Below are 15081 nucleotides of genomic sequence, written 5' to 3' on the forward strand. Positions count from 1 at the left end.
CGCGAAGAGGCCGGTACAGGCGCTACAAGACTCAGATCATTTCACACCCAATCCTGACCCCCAGCGAACTGCTCGCCCCAGGCATCAATACCACCAAGTCATCCCATACATTCGCCGTCTCGATGCACAACATGCGCTGCCAGCCATCATCAGCCATGTCCGCAAGCTCCTTGGCCCGCTCGGTCCAGGGGTTCCAGATCACCGCCGAACGCGACCCGCTGCTGGTCAAGGTAATCCGCCGGTTCCAGTGCGGATCGACAATGCTCAATTGCGCCGGGGTGTCGAGGTAGATCCTGTCTGTCTCCCCGGCAAACTCAAGAGCCCCCTGCTGCTGGCGCTGTTCCCAGTTCGCCAGGGTCTCGATGTAACCCAGCCCCTCAACCCCTTCCACCTGCGCCTGGCGCACATCGCTGACCGCAAAGTAGCTGTGCAGGGCCTGGCTGATGGTCACCGGGGTATTACCCATGTTGCGGCTGGTCAGCTGCAGTGCCAGTTCTTCTCCCAAATGCACCACGAGCTTCAGCTCGACGTCATGGGGCCAGTCGGGCAGGTCGCCCTGTGCTTCAGGCAGTTCGAATTCAATGCGCAGCCCGTCGTTCGTTTCCTCGATACCCAGCAGTTGCCAGTCACGCGCGCGCGCCAGCCCGTGGGCAGGCGCTTGCTCACCGTGGTACATGGCCTGCACGGCCTGGGGGTTGCGCTGCAGGTTGCCAAACCACGGCCAGCACACCGGCACGCCAGCGCGCACCGACTTGCCCTTGCGGAAGATGGCCTGGTCGCTCAGCCACAGCAGCGGCGGCTCGCCGACTCGCTGGTAGCTGAGGATCTGCGCGCCCTGCTGGGCGATCAGGAGTTCGGCGCGGTCACTGCTGATACGCCAGCAGTCAAGTTCGCCATGTTGCTCGGTTACGACCTGGAAGGTAGCCATTGCACTCATCTCATTGATTGCCAGTGGGCCTTGGACCCGGGCACATGCAATGAGTTTACCGCTGGCAAGGCTCAGCGACGAGGCACGGAGCGGGTGCGGCCACTGCCGTCGATGGCGACGAAGACGAATGCCGCTTCGGTGACCTTGCGCCATTCACTGGACAGCGGGTCGTCGCTCCAGACTTCGACCATCATCTGGATCGAGCTGCGGCCGATTTCCAGGGTCTGGGTATAGAACGACAATTGCGCACCTACCGCGACCGGTACCAGGAAGGCCATGCGGTCGATGGCCACGGTAGCCACGCGGCCACCGGCGACACGGCTGGCCATGGCGGTGCCGGCCAGGTCCATCTGGGCAACCAGCCAGCCGCCGAAGATGTCGCCAAAGCCATTGGTTTCGCGCGGTAGCGCAGTGATCTGCAAGGCCAGGTCGCCTTGCGGGATAGGATCTTCTTGTTCGAGCTCAATCATGCGATGGGGCCTCTGACCCGTGACGCTTCGTTGGTGTGGCGCAAAGGCCGGGTAAACGATTCAGCTTGAAACATACTACGCCGATTTCGTTTCACTGGGCGGCCGTAGGGAAACTCTGCGAAACCGCCTGATAATAAAGACCGGCGTTTTCGCACAACATCCCACATTAGGCGCAGCCTTTTCCTACGAATTACCAGTATATAGAGCATAACGGCCAGCGACGACCGCGCATTCATGAATATCTGTGTGGTTTTTGTATCGCTTTCAGCACGGCTCGGCAATTTGTTATCTTCGCTTGTCTCCCAATCCAGAAGCCGCGTACCAAGCGGCCTGCATGCCCTATAAAGAGAACAACGAGCGATGACTTCCGTGCCGAGCAGTATCGAGCAGCCCTCGCGGCCGCTGACCCGCAGTGACTACAAGACCCTCTCACTGTCCGCACTGGGCGGCGCGCTTGAGTTCTACGACTTCATCATCTTCGTGTTCTTTGCCACGGTGGTGGGCAAGCTGTTCTTCCCGGCCGACATGCCTGAGTGGCTGCGCCTGATGCAAACCTTCGGCATTTTCGCTGCAGGCTATCTGGCTCGGCCGCTGGGCGGCATCATCATGGCCCACTTTGGCGACCTGCTGGGGCGCAAGAAGATGTTCACCCTGAGCATTTTCATGATGGCCCTGCCAACCCTGGTCATGGGCCTGCTGCCGACTTATGCACAGGTCGGCATGTGGGCGCCGATCCTGCTGCTGCTGATGCGTGTGATCCAGGGCGCGGCAATCGGCGGCGAGGTGCCGGGCGCCTGGGTGTTCGTGTCTGAACACGTGCCGACGCGCAACACCGGCTACGCATGCGGCACCCTGACTGCGGGGCTGACATCGGGCATCCTGCTGGGGTCATTGGTTGCGACGTTGATCAACACTGTCTATACCCCCGAAGAAGTGGCGGATTACGCCTGGCGTGTACCGTTCCTGCTCGGTGGTGTATTCGGCCTGTTCTCGGTTTACCTGCGCCGCTGGCTGCACGAAACCCCGGTATTCGCTGAGATGCAGCAGCGCAAAGCCTTGGCAGAAGAACTGCCGCTGCGCGCGGTGCTGCGTGATCACCGTGGCGCGATCGTCCTGTCGATGCTGCTGACCTGGCTGCTTTCGGCTGGCATCGTGGTAGTGATCCTGATGACCCCTGCATTGTTGCAGACGTTCTATCACGTCAGCCCCACCGACTCGCTCAAGGCCAATAGCCTGGCAATTGTCCTGCTCAGCGTTGGTTGCATCGGCGCCGGTAGCCTGGCCGACCGCTTCGGTGCCGGTCGCGTATTCATCGTCGGCAGCCTGCTGCTGCTGGCCAGCTCGTGGACCTTCTACCATAGCCTGCCGACTCGGCCAGACCTGCTGTTCCCGCTTTATGCACTTACCGGATTGTGCGTCGGTATCGTTGGTGCAGTCCCGTATGTGATGGTAAAGGCCTTCCCGCCGGTGGTGCGCTTCAGCGGGTTGTCGTTCTCGTACAACGTGGCCTACGCGATCTTTGGCGGTTTGACACCGATGGTGGTGACCGCGCTGCTGAAGGTAAGCCCGATGGCACCTGCCTACTATGTGGCAGGCCTGTGCGCCGTGGGTCTGGCTGTGGGCTTGTACCTGTTTGCCAACAAGCGCTGATCAGCGCTGGGGCTACTGGCCTCTTCGCGGGCATGCCCGCTCCCACAGGGACCCCATAGGCCTCGAAACCTATTCAGTACCTGTGGGAGCGGGCGCGCCCGCGAAGAGGCCAGGCCTGCTTTCAGTGATGGCCTTTCATCCAATTGTCACAATGAAGTCATATCGTGTTCATGCGGCCTGCCGATACTTGGGCCCGTTCCATCCAACACCCCAATATTCCTGCTAGGAGCAAGGCATGAAACTGAAGCGTTTGATGGCGGCCCTTACCTTCGCCGCCGCGGGCGTTGCAACCGCCAACGCGGTAGCCGCCGTCGATCCGTCGATCCCGACTTACACCAAGACCACCGGTGTTTCGGGCAACCTCTCCAGCGTTGGCTCCGACACCCTGGCGAACCTGATGACGCTGTGGGCCGAGGCCTACAAGAAGGAATATCCGAACGTAAACATCCAGATCCAGGCTGCCGGCTCTTCCACCGCGCCACCCGCGCTGACCGAAGGCACCGCCAACCTCGGCCCGATGAGCCGCAAGATGAAGGATGTCGAACTGCAGGCCTTTGAGCAGAAGTACGGCTACAAGCCGACCGCCATCCCGGTCGCCGTCGACGCGCTGGCTGTATTTGTGCACAAGGACAACCCGATCAAAGGCCTGACCATGGCTCAGGTTGACGCCATCTTCTCCTCCACCCGCCTGTGCGGTGGCAAGGCCGAGATCAAGACCTGGGGCGACGTCGGTGTGACCGGCGACCTGGCCAACAAGCCAATCCAGCTGTTCGGCCGTAACTCGGTATCGGGCACCTACGGCTATTTCAAGGAAGAAGCCCTGTGCAAAGGCGACTTCAGGCCTAACGTCAACGAACAACCTGGCTCGGCTTCGGTCGTGCAGTCGATCAGCTCTTCGCTGAACGGCATCGGCTACTCGGGCATCGGTTACAAGACCGCCAGCGTCAAGACCGTAGCCCTGGCCAAGAAAGAAGGCGGCGAGTTCGTTGAAGACAACGAAGCCAACGCCCTGAACGGCAGCTACCCGCTGTCGCGCTTCCTGTACGTCTACGTCAACAAGGCGCCGAACAAGCCTCTGGCCCCGCTGGAAGCCGAGTTCGTCAAGCTGGTGCTGTCGCAAGCTGGCCAGCAGGTCGTGGTGAAGGATGGCTACATTCCGCTGCCGGCCAAAGTCGTCGACAAGACCCTGGCTGACCTGGGCCTGTCGCACGCCGGTAACGTTGCAAAGAAGTAAGTAACTGAAGAAGAGGCCGGTGCCACTGCCCGGCCTCTTCCACGAATTCCAAGTCCGAAGCCAGGTATCCTGTGCGGCGGGCTTTCGCGCGTCACCACTTTGTAATGTTTTTGTCACACGGGACCGCTAGGGTGTGCGCATGAATGATCTGGCCAATTCCAACATGACCCAAAACTCCCAGCCCGTGCGCATTGATTTCAATACGCCCGAGTTGCAACGCAAGCGCCGCATGCGTGCGCTCAAGGACCGCCTGACCCGCTGGTATGTGCTGGTGGGCGGGCTTGCCGTATTGGCGGCCATCACCCTGATCTTCTTCTACCTGGCCTATGTGGTGTTGCCACTGTTCCAGGGCGCCGAGCTGACCAGCAAAAAAGCCCTGGAGCCGACCTGGCTGCAGCAGGACGCCGGCAAGCCACTGATGATCGCGCTGGAAGAGCAGAACCTGGTGGGGATGCGGGTTTCGGACAAAGGCCAGGCGCTATTCTTTGATACCAAAACGGGTAACGAGCTCAAGCGCGTCGATCTGCCCGTGCCGGCAGACACCCAGGTCACGTCGATCAGTGCCGATCAGCCGGGCAGCCCGCTGGTGGTACTGGGCTTGTCCAACGGCCAGGCGTTGGTGTTCCACCACACCTACAAGATCACCTACCCGGACAACAAGAAGACCATCACCGCCAACATCGACTACCCGTATGGCGAACAGCCGTTCGTGCTCGATGAACAAGGCCGTGCGCTGGACCACGTCAGCGTCAACGTCAACGGCGACACCTTGGTACTGGCCGGCTCCACCGGCGCGCAACTGCAGGTGCTGGAGCTGACCCGCAGCGAAAACATGATGACCGAAGAGGTCACTACCGAGCAGAACCGCATCGTCCTGCCGCAGATGACCGAGGTAGTGAAGAACATCTTCATCGACCCGCGTCAGCAGTGGCTGTACGTGATCAACGGCCGGGCCACGGCCGATGTGTTCAGCCTGCGCGACAAGAGCCTTAACGGCCGCTACAAACTGTCCGAAAGTGCCGACACCGAAGTGACCGCCACTGGCCAGCTGGTCGGTGGCATCTCGCTGATCATCGGTGACTCCAAGGGTGGCCTGGCCCAGTGGTTCATGGCCCGCGACCCGGACGGCGAATCGCGCTTCAAGCAGATCCGTACCTTCCAGATGGGCAAGGCGCCGGTCGTGCAGATTGACGCCGAAGAGCGCCGCAAGGGTTTCATCGCCCTGGACGCCGACGGCAAGCTGGGCGTGTTCCACAGCACCGCGCACCGCACCCTGCTGGTTGAGCCGGCCGCCGAAGGCCCAGGCATCCTGGCCCTTTCGCCGCGTGCCAACCGCATCATCATCGAACAGGGTGGCAAGCTGCTGCCGCTGAGCCTGCGCAACCCGCACCCGGAAGTTTCCTTCAGCGCGCTGTGGGGCAAGGTGTGGTACGAGAACTACGACGAGCCGAAGTACGTCTGGCAGTCGACCGCATCGAACACCGACTTTGAACCCAAGCTAAGCCTGTCGCCACTGACCTTCGGTACCCTCAAGGCCGCGTTCTACGCGATGATCCTGGCGGCCCCGCTGGCTATTGCTGCGGCTATCTACACCGCCTACTTCATGGCCCCCGGCATGCGCCGCAAGGTCAAGCCGGTAATCGAGCTGATGGAGGCCATGCCGACGGTGATCCTCGGCTTCTTCGCCGGCCTGTTCCTCGCGCCATACCTGGAAGGCCACCTGCCGGGTGTGTTCAGCCTGTTCCTGCTGATGCCGTTCGGCATCCTGCTGGCCGGCTTCACCTGGAGCCGCCTGCCAGAGTCGATTCGCCTGCGTGTGCCGGACGGCTGGGAAGCGGCGATCCTGATCCCGGTCATCCTGTTCACCGGCTGGTTCGCCCTGACCATGAGCCCTCACCTGGAAAGCTGGTTCTTCGGCGGCGACATGCGCCTGTGGATCACCAACGACCTCGGCATTACCTACGACCAGCGCAACGCCCTGGTTGTGGGTATCGCCATGGGCTTCGCGGTCATCCCGAACATCTACTCCATTGCCGAAGATGCCGTGTTCAGCGTGCCGCGCAGCCTCACCCTGGGCTCGTTGGCCCTGGGTGCGACGCCGTGGCAGACCCTGACCCGTGTGGTCATCCTCACCGCCAGCCCGGGGATCTTCTCGGCACTGATGATCGGCATGGGCCGTGCGGTGGGTGAAACCATGATCGTGCTGATGGCCACCGGCAACACCCCGGTGATGGAGATGAACCTGTTCGAGGGCATGCGCACCCTGGCCGCCAACGTGGCCGTGGAAATGCCGGAATCGGAAGTCGGTGGCAGCCACTATCGCGTGCTGTTCCTGGCCGCACTGGTGCTGCTGATGTTCACGTTCGTCATGAACACCTTGGCCGAGCTGATTCGCCAGCGTCTGCGCAAGAAATACTCGTCGCTTTGATAGAAAGGTAGCGATCCGTGAAAAAGGACTCCCTCAAAAGCTGGTTCAAGAGCGGCGCCCCAGGCGTCTGGATGAGCGGCGGCGCGGTGGCCATGGCTGTGATCATGACAATCGGCCTGCTGTCGGTGATCGCCGTGCGCGGCCTGGGCCACTTCTGGCCTGCCGACCTGGTCCAGGCTACCTACAAGGTGCCCGGCCAGGCTGATCACGTCGTCATTGGCGAAGTGGTACAAAAGGAAGAAGTACCCCGTGCCCGTCTGAAGGGTGCCGGCCTGCCGGTACCTGACCAGGGCCCGGAGTTCATGACCCGCGAATTGATCAAGGTGGGTAACCGCGACCTCAACGGCAGCGACTTCACCTGGGTGGTCGGCGACTGGCTGGTCGACGAGCAGCGCCCGGCCGACCTGATCGCCCTGGAGCGTCGCGAGTGGGGCAACTTCTATGGCTACCTGGTCAGCGTCAAGGAAGCAGGCCGCGTGGTTGCAGAGGGCCCAGCGGCCTGGAGTGAGCTGCAAGCCCGCCTCAAGCGTGCCAGCAAGCTTAACGGCGAACTGCAGCAGCTGGAGAAGAAGGACATCGGTGCCATCAACCATGGCCTTGAACGCCTGCGGCTGCAGGCCCGCAAGCTGGAGCTGGACGGCAAGCTGGACGCCGCCGCCCAGGCCGACATGGACGCCGACCGCGCCGAGCTGAACAGCCGCTACAAGGCCATTGAAGACCGTTTGAGCGGCCTGCACCAGGCCTTCGCCCGCGACAGCCTGGTGGCCCGCGATGGCAACGGCCGTGAAGTGGAAATCAACCTGAGCAAGGTGGTGCACGCCATCCAGCCGAATGGCATGTCCGGTTTCACCAAGCTGGGCACTTACTTTGCCAAGGTCTGGGAGTTCCTCAGCGACGACCCGCGTGAAGCCAACACTGAAGGCGGTATCTTCCCGGCCATTTTCGGTACCGTGATGATGACCCTGATCATGGCCGTGATCGTCACCCCGTTCGGCGTGCTGGCCGCCGTTTACCTGCGCGAATACGCCCGGCAAGGGCCGGTAACCCGGCTGATCCGCATCGCGGTGAACAACCTGGCCGGCGTGCCGGCGATCGTCTACGGCGTGTTTGGCCTGGGCTTCTTCGTCTACGTGCTGGGTGGCTCTATCGACCGCCTGTTCTTCCCGGAATCGCTGCCAGCGCCAACCCTGGGTACCCCGGGCCTGCTGTGGGCATCGCTGACCCTGGCGCTGCTGGCCGTACCGGTGGTGATCGTGGCCACCGAGGAAGGCTTGGCGCGTATTCCGCGTACCGTGCGCGAGGGCTCCCTGGCCCTGGGCGCGACCAAGGCCGAGACGTTGTGGAAGATCGTTTTGCCCATGGCCAGCCCGGCCATGATGACCGGCATGATCCTCGCCGTGGCCCGCGCCGCCGGTGAAGTGGCGCCGTTGATGCTGGTCGGTGTGGTGAAGCTGGCGCCGTCGCTGCCGGTGGACGGAAACTATCCGTACCTGCACCTGGACCAGAAGATCATGCACCTGGGCTTCCACATCTATGACGTCGGCTTCCAGAGCCCGAACGTCGAGGCCGCGCGGCCGCTGGTGTATGCCACGGCACTGCTGCTGGTACTGGTGATCGCCTCCCTCAACCTCTCGGCCGTGTGGATCCGCAACCACCTGCGCGAGAAGTACAAGGCGCTCGACAGCTGAGCCTGATTACAAGCGTGCCCCCGGTAAGCCGGGCGGCCCTTTGAAACGAATTGATAGCGTATGGAGTTGACCATGCAGCAAGATTCCCATACCCACGGCATCGACATGTCTGCCCTGGGCCGCAACAAGCAGAGCCTGCAACTGGCCGAAGAAACCGTGGCCATCGAAGTGCCGGGTTTGAGCCTGTTCTACGGCGACAAGCAAGCGCTGTTCGACGTCAGCATGAACATTCCCAAGCAGCGTGTGACCGCCTTCATCGGTCCGTCCGGCTGCGGCAAGTCGACCCTGCTGCGCACCTTCAACCGCATGAACGACCTGGTCGACGGCTGCCGCGTGGAAGGCGCCATCAACCTGTACGGCAACAACATCTACCGCAAGGGCGAAGACGTGGCCGAGCTGCGCCGCCGCGTGGGCATGGTGTTCCAGAAGCCCAACCCGTTCCCCAAGACCATCTACGAGAACGTGGTCTACGGCCTGCGGATCCAGGGCATCAACAAGAAGCGCGTGCTCGACGAAGCCGTTGAGTGGGCGCTGAAGGGCGCGGCGCTGTGGGACGAGGTCAAGGACCGCCTGCACGAATCGGCGCTGGGCTTGTCCGGTGGCCAGCAGCAGCGTCTGGTCATCGCCCGCACCATCGCCGTGGAGCCGGAGGTGCTGTTGCTCGACGAACCGTGCTCGGCACTCGACCCGATCTCGACCCTGAAGGTCGAAGAACTGATCTACGAATTGAAATCCAAGTACACCATCGTCATCGTGACCCACAACATGCAACAGGCGGCCCGTGTTTCGGACTACACCGCGTTCATGTACATGGGCAAACTGGTCGAATTCGGGGATACCGACACCCTGTTCACCAACCCTGCCAAGAAGCAGACCGAAGACTACATCACCGGTCGCTACGGCTAACTGCCACAGTCTTCAGGCTGTCCCCGCCCCATGTGGGAGCGGGCATGCCCGCGAAGCAGGCGACGCCGAAAGCAGGGAATGACACGAACAATTTGAAGCTTGCAGCTTCTTCGCGGAGCGAACGATGATCAACAAAGAAAGCCTTACCCACCATATCTCCCAGCAGTTCAACGCCGAGCTTGAAGAGGTACGCAGCCACCTGCTGGCCATGGGTGGCCTGGTGGAGAAGCAGGTCAACGATGCGGTCACCGCGCTGATCGAGGCCGACTCGGGCCTGGCCCAGCAAGTGCGCGAAGTCGACGAGCAGATCAACCAGATGGAGCGCAACATCGACGAGGAATGCCTGCGCATCCTCGCCCGCCGCCAGCCGGCAGCCTCCGACCTGCGCCTGATCATCAGCATTTCCAAGTCGGTAATCGACCTGGAGCGCATCGGTGACGAGGCGACCAAGATTGCCCGCCGCGCCATCCAGTTGTGCGAAGAAGGCGAATCGCCACGTGGCTACGTCGAGGTGCGCCACATTGGCGACCAGGTGCGCAACATGGTTCGCGATGCGCTGGACGCTTTTGCCCGCTTCGACGCCGACCTGGCATTGTCGGTGGCCCAGTACGACAAGACCATCGACCGCGAGTACAAGACCGCCCTGCGCGAACTGGTGACCTACATGATGGAAGACCCGCGCTCGATCTCGCGGGTACTGAGCGTGATCTGGGTGCTGCGTTCGCTGGAGCGTATCGGTGACCACGCGCGTAACATCTCCGAGCTGGTGATCTACCTGGTGCGCGGCACCGACGTGCGCCACATGGGCCTCAAGCGCATGACTGCCGAAGTGCAAGGCACCGCTGTTGCCGACGGCGAAAAGGCTAATGTTCCGGGCGAATCTGACGATAAGTAAGGTTGCTCCCGAGCATCGACGCCCGGCCTTGGCCGGGCGTTTTCGTTTGCGGTCGAGAGCCCTCACAAGGAGTATCGATGAGTAAAGTGAATGTGCTGGTCGTGGATGACGCCCCGTTTATCCGTGACCTGGTCCGCAAGTGCCTGCGCAACGCCTTCCCGGGCATGGCCATCGACGACGCCGTCAATGGTCGCAAGGCCATGGCCATGCTGGACAAAGAAGCCTTCGACCTGGTCCTGTGCGACTGGGAAATGCCGGAAATGTCCGGCCTGGAATTGCTCACCTGGTGCCGGCAGCAGCCAGCGCTGAAGAACCTGCAGTTCATCATGGTGACCAGCCGTGGCGACAAGGAAAACGTCATTCAGGCGATCCAGGCGGGCGTTTCCGACTTTGTCGGCAAGCCGTTCACCAACGAGCAGTTGCTGACCAAGGTGAAAAAGGCCTTGAGCAAGATCGGCAAGCTCGACAGCCTCATGGCCATCGGCCCGGCGCGGGTCAACTCGGCCTTCGCCAACGATTCGCTCAGTGCCCTGACAGGTGGCAAGCCAGAATCGGCCAAGGTGACGGCCCCCGTATCGGCGCCGGCCGCCGCCAGGCCGTTGGTCACTGCACCTACGCCGCCAGCTCCTGCCCCCACGGGGCGTGGCCAAGGCCAGTTGCGCCTGGCCAGCGGCATGCAGCCTTGTGTGATCAAGGCGCTGAGCCTGAAAGAGGCCCTGCTGGTGGTCCGCCGCAGCGAAGCGCTGCCGCAGGTGCTGGAAGGTGCCGTGCTGGACCTGGAGCAGGGAGAAAACGCCGAAGTTGCGCGCTTGAATGGCTACCTGCATGCCGTCGCGGCCCTGGAGCCCAAGCCCGACAGCGACTGGCTGCAGTTGACCTTCAAGTTTGTCGATCAGGATGCCCAGAAGCTCGATTACCTGTCGCGTCTGATTGCCCGCGGGACGGCGCAGAAGCACTTCACCCCCGGCGCCTGACGCCCGGGCAGGGGCAGCACAGGGCTGCCTCTGCACCATCCGACCAACTGCAATACCCGCCACAAAACCCGCTGCTAGGCTTCGACAGATCATAACTGTCAAAAAGCCACTATCATGCCCGCCCGCCTGCTGCTGTTTTGTGCATTGCTCATGGCTTCGGCGCCGAGCCTGGCTGTGACCCTCTACAGGACCACCGATGATTTCGGTGTCGCCTCCTATTCCGACCGGCCCGGCCCCGGCGGCAAGCCTTTGGTGTTGCTCGACACCATGGTCGAAACACTCGATGGCCAGGTGCTACTGAATGCGAAAACCTTCGACGGCGGCGTGAGTTTTTCGGCACACAACCAACTGCTTGTGCCGGTAGAGGTCGAATTGCGCCTGGATAACCTGGTGAATGCGCAAGGCGGCGATGCCCCACGTATCGTGCGCCGGCTGCTGCCGCCGCGTACCACGCAAATGCTCAGCGTGCTCAGGGGGCGGCCCGGGCTGCTGCTGAACTACCGCTCGACCCTGCTGCAGGCCATGGGTGACCCGGGCAAGCGGCCGCAGGGCTTCCGTTATGCCTTCCCGTGGGTCGGTGGGCCGTTCCGCGTCACCCAGGGGCCCAACGGCCGTGTCAGCCATTTTGGGCCCAAGGGTCGCTACGCCATGGATATCGCCATGCCCGAAGGCACCACGATCATCGCCGCGCGGGAAGGGGTGGTGGTGAAGACGGAGAACAGCCAGAGCGGGCGCGCGCCCAACCCATCGGGCAACTTTGTGCGGATCCTGCACCCGGATGGCACCATGGGCGTGTACCTGCACCTGATGCGTGGTTCGGTGGTGGTGAAGGAGGGGCAGCGTGTACGGCAGGGGGAGATACTGGCCCAGTCGGGCAATACAGGCAACAGCACCGGCCCGCATCTGCACTTTGTAGTGCAGCGCAACGTGGGGCTGGCGCTGGAGTCGATACCTTACCGGTTCGACAGGCCGATCAGCGGGTTGCCTGACTTTACTGCGGGTAACCCGTGAGATTGCCGGGCCGCAAAGCGGCCCCAGAGGCTTAATCGAGCTTCAGCACCTTGGCCAGGACAATCTTCGGCCCTTTCATCTTCTTGATGATGATGCGCAGCCCTTCGACCTCCAGCACTTCCTCTTCTTCAGGCACGCGCTTGAGCGTCTCGTAGACCAGCCCGGCCAAGGTTTCTGCCTCGATGTGGTCGAGGTCGATACCGAGCAGGCGCTCGACCTTGAACAGCGGGGTATCACCCCGTACCAGCAGCTTGCCTGGCTGGTAGGCGAGGATGCCGCGCTCGGTCTTGCGGTGCTCGTCCTGGATATCGCCCACCAGCACTTCCAGCACGTCTTCCATGGTCAGGTAGCCGATCACCTTGCCGTCGGCTTCCTCCACCAGCACGAAGTGCGCACCGCCCTTGCGGAACTGCTCCAGCAGTTGCGACAGCGGCATGTGCCGCGATACGCGCTCCAGCGGCCGGGCGAGGTCGTCCAGGTCGATGGTCTCGGGCAAGTGCTCCAGTTCGGCAAGCTCCAGCAGCAAGTCCTTGATGTGCAGCAGGCCGGTGAATTCTTCACGCTCGGCGTCATACACCGGGTAGCGGCTGAACTTGTGGCGGCGCACCAGGGCCAGGATCTGCTTCAACGGCGCATGGGCGTCGATGGTGACCATGTCCTCGCGCGAATTGGCCCAGTCGACCACTTCCAGCTCGCCCATTTCCACGGCCGACGCCAGTACACGCATGCCTTGGTCGCTTGGGTCCTGGCCGCGGCTGGAGTGCAGGATCAGCTTCAGTTCTTCACGGCTGTAGTGGTGCTCGTGATGCGGGCCAGGCTCGCCCTGGCCGGCAATGCGCAGGATGGTGTTGGCGCTGGCATTGAGCAGGTAGATGGCCGGGTACATCGTCCAGTAGAACAGGTACAGCGGCACGGCGGTCCACAGCGACAGCAGCTCCGGCTTGCGGATGGCCCAGGACTTGGGTGCCAGCTCGCCGACCACGATGTGCAGGTACGAGATGACAAAGAAAGCGACGAAGAACGAGACGCCTTTGATCAGCTCGGGCGAGTCGACACCGAAGTACGCCAGCAGTGGCTCAAGCAGGTGGGCGAACGCCGGTTCGCCGACCCAGCCAAGGCCGAGGGAGGCGAGGGTGATGCCCAACTGGCAGGCCGACAAATAGGCGTCGAGCTGGTTGTGCACCTTGCGCAGGATACTGCCACGCCAGCCATGCAGCTCGGCGATGGAGTCGACGCGAGTGGAGCGCAGCTTGACCATGGCGAACTCGGCGGCAACGAAGAAGCCGTTGAGCAGCACCAGCAGGAAGGCAAAGATGATCATGCCGAAATCGGCGAATAACGAGGTGAGGCTGATACCAGGGGAAGGGTCCATGATGGAGTTTTTACGGGGTCCGTCTTAGAAATAGAGAGAAAAAAAGTGCCAGCTCTTGCTGGCACAGGGGATCCAATGTAGCGGCTGGGGCCGCAAAAGCAAAGAGCAGAGGATTTATTGCGGCCTCTGTGGGAGCGGGCGTGCCCGCGAAGGGCTGCGCAGCAGCACCAATCTCAAGCCTTTTCGTTGACCAATTGTGCCGGCGCAAAGTGACAGGTAAAGGTACTGCCATGCCCCGGCACACTGCTGATGTCCAGCTTGCCGCGGTGGCGCATCAGCACATGCTTCACGATCGCCAGCCCCAGCCCCGTGCCACCGGTATTCGACGCACGGCTGGAGTCGACCCGGTAGAAGCGTTCGGTCAGGCGCGGCAGGTGTTTGGCGTCGATGCCCACCCCCGAGTCCTGCACCGACAGGTGCGCACCCTGGGCATCGGCCCACCAGCGAATACGGATGTTACCCTCGTCCTGGGTGTACTTGACCGCGTTGAACACCAGGTTGGAAAAGGCACTGCGCAGCTCCGACTCGCTGCCCTTCAGCTTCACGCCGGGCGCGGCTTCGAGGGTGATGCGCTGGTTGCGCGGCCCGGACAGGGCCTGAGCGTCGTTCTTGATCGCGGCGAGCAGGGCTTCGACCGCCACCGGCTGGTTGTCCGACGGGTAATCGGTGGCTTCCAGCTTGGCCAGCAGCAACAGGTCGTTGAGCAGCGTCTGCATGCGCGAGCCTTGCTGGCTCATCTGCTGCAGGGCGCGGGTCCAGCGCGGGTTCACGTCCTCGACGTTATCCAGCAAGGTTTCCAGATAACCGGTGATCACCGTCAGTGGCGTGCGCAGCTCGTGGGACACGTTGGCGACGAAGTCCTTGCGCATCTGTTCCAGCTGGTGAATGCGCGTGACATCGCGCACCAGCATCAGGTGTTCGTTGTTGCCGTAGCGGGTGATGTGCAACTGCACGCGCATGCGGTCGTTGATGGGCGAGGGAATTTCCAGCGGTTCCAGGTAGTTCTCCGCCTCGAAGTACTCCTTGAAGCGTGGATGGCGCACCAGGTTGGTTACTTGCTGGCCACCGTCCTGTGGGGTCTTGAAGCCCAGCAGGGTTTCGGCGGCGCGGTTCCACCACTCCAGGTTGCCGTCGCTGTCGAGCATGATCACTGCGTCACGCAGCGCGGCGGTGGACTCCTGAACCCGGTCGATCACCGCCTGCAGGCGGCCGCGTACGCGCTGGTCGCGGCGCTGCAGGTGGTAAATGCTGTCGAACACCTCGCCCCACAGGCCGTAACCATCGGGTGGTGCCTCATCGGGCTGGTGATTGCGCAGCCAGTCATGCAGGCGCAACAGCTGCTTGAGGGTCCAGCCCAGGTAAAGCGCCAGGCCAATGGCCAGGCTCCAGCCATAGTAGCCGCTGACCAGCCCACCGATCAGGCAGACGGTAATCAGCAACAACAGATGGCGAATCAGGGTTGCATGCCAGTTCTGGTTCAATTGACGGTCCTTGTACAACGACGTGCAGCTTGGCGCTCTTGAGC

The 15081-nt window shown here is 62.3% G+C and carries 12 protein-coding genes; 8 read left to right on the forward strand and 4 right to left on the reverse strand.

Annotated features, from left to right (window positions below):
* Positions 1-31 precede the first annotated feature (31 nt).
* Both P0Y58_02550 and P0Y58_02555 read right to left on the reverse strand, forming a co-directional pair.
* Positions 32-928 carry a D-hexose-6-phosphate mutarotase gene (locus tag P0Y58_02550; GenBank protein ID WEK31089.1) on the reverse strand — a complete coding sequence of 299 codons (897 nt, stop codon included), beginning with the start codon at positions 926-928 and terminating at the stop codon, positions 32-34.
* A gap of 71 nt (positions 929-999) precedes the next feature.
* Positions 1000-1398 (reverse strand): acyl-CoA thioesterase, encoded by a 399-nt coding sequence (locus P0Y58_02555; GenBank protein ID WEK31090.1) that lies wholly within the window; start codon positions 1396-1398, stop codon positions 1000-1002.
* 360 nt (positions 1399-1758) lie between these two features.
* Between P0Y58_02555 and P0Y58_02560 the strand changes: the two genes are divergently transcribed.
* The 8 genes from P0Y58_02560 to P0Y58_02595 all read left to right on the forward strand — a co-directional run bounded on the left by P0Y58_02560 (position 1759) and on the right by P0Y58_02595 (position 12184).
* Complete coding sequence (locus tag P0Y58_02560) at positions 1759-3048, forward strand: MFS transporter (GenBank protein WEK31091.1); 1290 nt, start codon at positions 1759-1761, stop codon at positions 3046-3048.
* 235 nt (positions 3049-3283) lie between these two features.
* Positions 3284-4282, forward strand: a complete 999-nt coding sequence (locus P0Y58_02565) for a phosphate ABC transporter substrate-binding protein PstS (protein ID WEK31092.1) — start codon at positions 3284-3286, stop codon at positions 4280-4282.
* Positions 4283-4421: 139 nt separating this feature from the next.
* Positions 4422-6710 (forward strand): ABC transporter permease subunit, encoded by a 2289-nt coding sequence (locus P0Y58_02570; protein WEK31093.1) that lies wholly within the window; start codon positions 4422-4424, stop codon positions 6708-6710.
* Between the two features lie 71 nt (positions 6711-6781).
* On the forward strand, positions 6782-8398 hold the full coding sequence (gene pstA / locus P0Y58_02575) for a phosphate ABC transporter permease PstA (GenBank protein WEK33260.1): 1617 nt from the start codon (positions 6782-6784) through the stop codon (positions 8396-8398).
* 72 nt (positions 8399-8470) lie between these two features.
* A complete protein-coding gene (pstB, locus tag P0Y58_02580) occupies positions 8471-9304 on the forward strand; it encodes a phosphate ABC transporter ATP-binding protein PstB (protein ID WEK31094.1) in 834 nt (277 codons plus the stop codon).
* 124 nt (positions 9305-9428) lie between these two features.
* Positions 9429-10199 (forward strand): phosphate signaling complex protein PhoU, encoded by a 771-nt coding sequence (gene phoU / locus P0Y58_02585; protein WEK31095.1) that lies wholly within the window; start codon positions 9429-9431, stop codon positions 10197-10199.
* A 77-nt stretch (positions 10200-10276) separates the two neighbouring features.
* Positions 10277-11173, forward strand: coding sequence for a response regulator (locus P0Y58_02590; GenBank protein ID WEK31096.1), 897 nt, complete (start codon positions 10277-10279; stop codon positions 11171-11173).
* Positions 11174-11287: 114 nt separating this feature from the next.
* A complete protein-coding gene (locus P0Y58_02595) occupies positions 11288-12184 on the forward strand; it encodes a peptidoglycan DD-metalloendopeptidase family protein (GenBank protein ID WEK31097.1) in 897 nt (298 codons plus the stop codon).
* 31 nt (positions 12185-12215) lie between these two features.
* Here P0Y58_02595 and P0Y58_02600 read toward each other — a convergent pair whose 3' ends face one another.
* The gene (locus P0Y58_02600; protein WEK31098.1) at positions 12216-13556 is read right to left on the reverse strand and encodes a hemolysin family protein; all 1341 of its coding nucleotides are present in this window, start codon (positions 13554-13556) and stop codon (positions 12216-12218) included.
* Between the two features lie 173 nt (positions 13557-13729).
* Positions 13730-15037: a phosphate regulon sensor histidine kinase PhoR gene (gene phoR / locus P0Y58_02605; GenBank protein ID WEK31099.1), complete on the reverse strand. Its 1308-nt coding sequence runs from the start codon at positions 15035-15037 to the stop codon at positions 13730-13732.
* Between the last annotated feature and the right edge of the window lie 44 nt (positions 15038-15081).

Source organism: Candidatus Pseudomonas phytovorans (genome assembly GCA_029202525.1).
Classification (GTDB): domain Bacteria; phylum Pseudomonadota; class Gammaproteobacteria; order Pseudomonadales; family Pseudomonadaceae; genus Aquipseudomonas; species Aquipseudomonas phytovorans.

Coding starts and splice junctions, on each gene's coding strand:
- P0Y58_02550 (WEK31089.1), bottom strand. CDS start 928: ATGGCTACCTTCCAGGTCGTAACCGAGCAACATGGCGAACTTGACTGC.
- P0Y58_02555 (WEK31090.1), bottom strand. CDS start 1,398: ATGATTGAGCTCGAACAAGAAGATCCTATCCCGCAAGGCGACCTGGCC.
- P0Y58_02560 (WEK31091.1), top strand. CDS start 1,759: ATGACTTCCGTGCCGAGCAGTATCGAGCAGCCCTCGCGGCCGCTGACC.
- P0Y58_02565 (WEK31092.1), top strand. CDS start 3,284: ATGAAACTGAAGCGTTTGATGGCGGCCCTTACCTTCGCCGCCGCGGGC.
- P0Y58_02570 (WEK31093.1), top strand. CDS start 4,422: ATGAATGATCTGGCCAATTCCAACATGACCCAAAACTCCCAGCCCGTG.
- pstA (WEK33260.1), top strand. CDS start 6,782: ATGAGCGGCGGCGCGGTGGCCATGGCTGTGATCATGACAATCGGCCTG.
- pstB (WEK31094.1), top strand. CDS start 8,471: ATGCAGCAAGATTCCCATACCCACGGCATCGACATGTCTGCCCTGGGC.
- phoU (WEK31095.1), top strand. CDS start 9,429: ATGATCAACAAAGAAAGCCTTACCCACCATATCTCCCAGCAGTTCAAC.
- P0Y58_02590 (WEK31096.1), top strand. CDS start 10,277: ATGAGTAAAGTGAATGTGCTGGTCGTGGATGACGCCCCGTTTATCCGT.
- P0Y58_02595 (WEK31097.1), top strand. CDS start 11,288: ATGCCCGCCCGCCTGCTGCTGTTTTGTGCATTGCTCATGGCTTCGGCG.
- P0Y58_02600 (WEK31098.1), bottom strand. CDS start 13,556: ATGGACCCTTCCCCTGGTATCAGCCTCACCTCGTTATTCGCCGATTTC.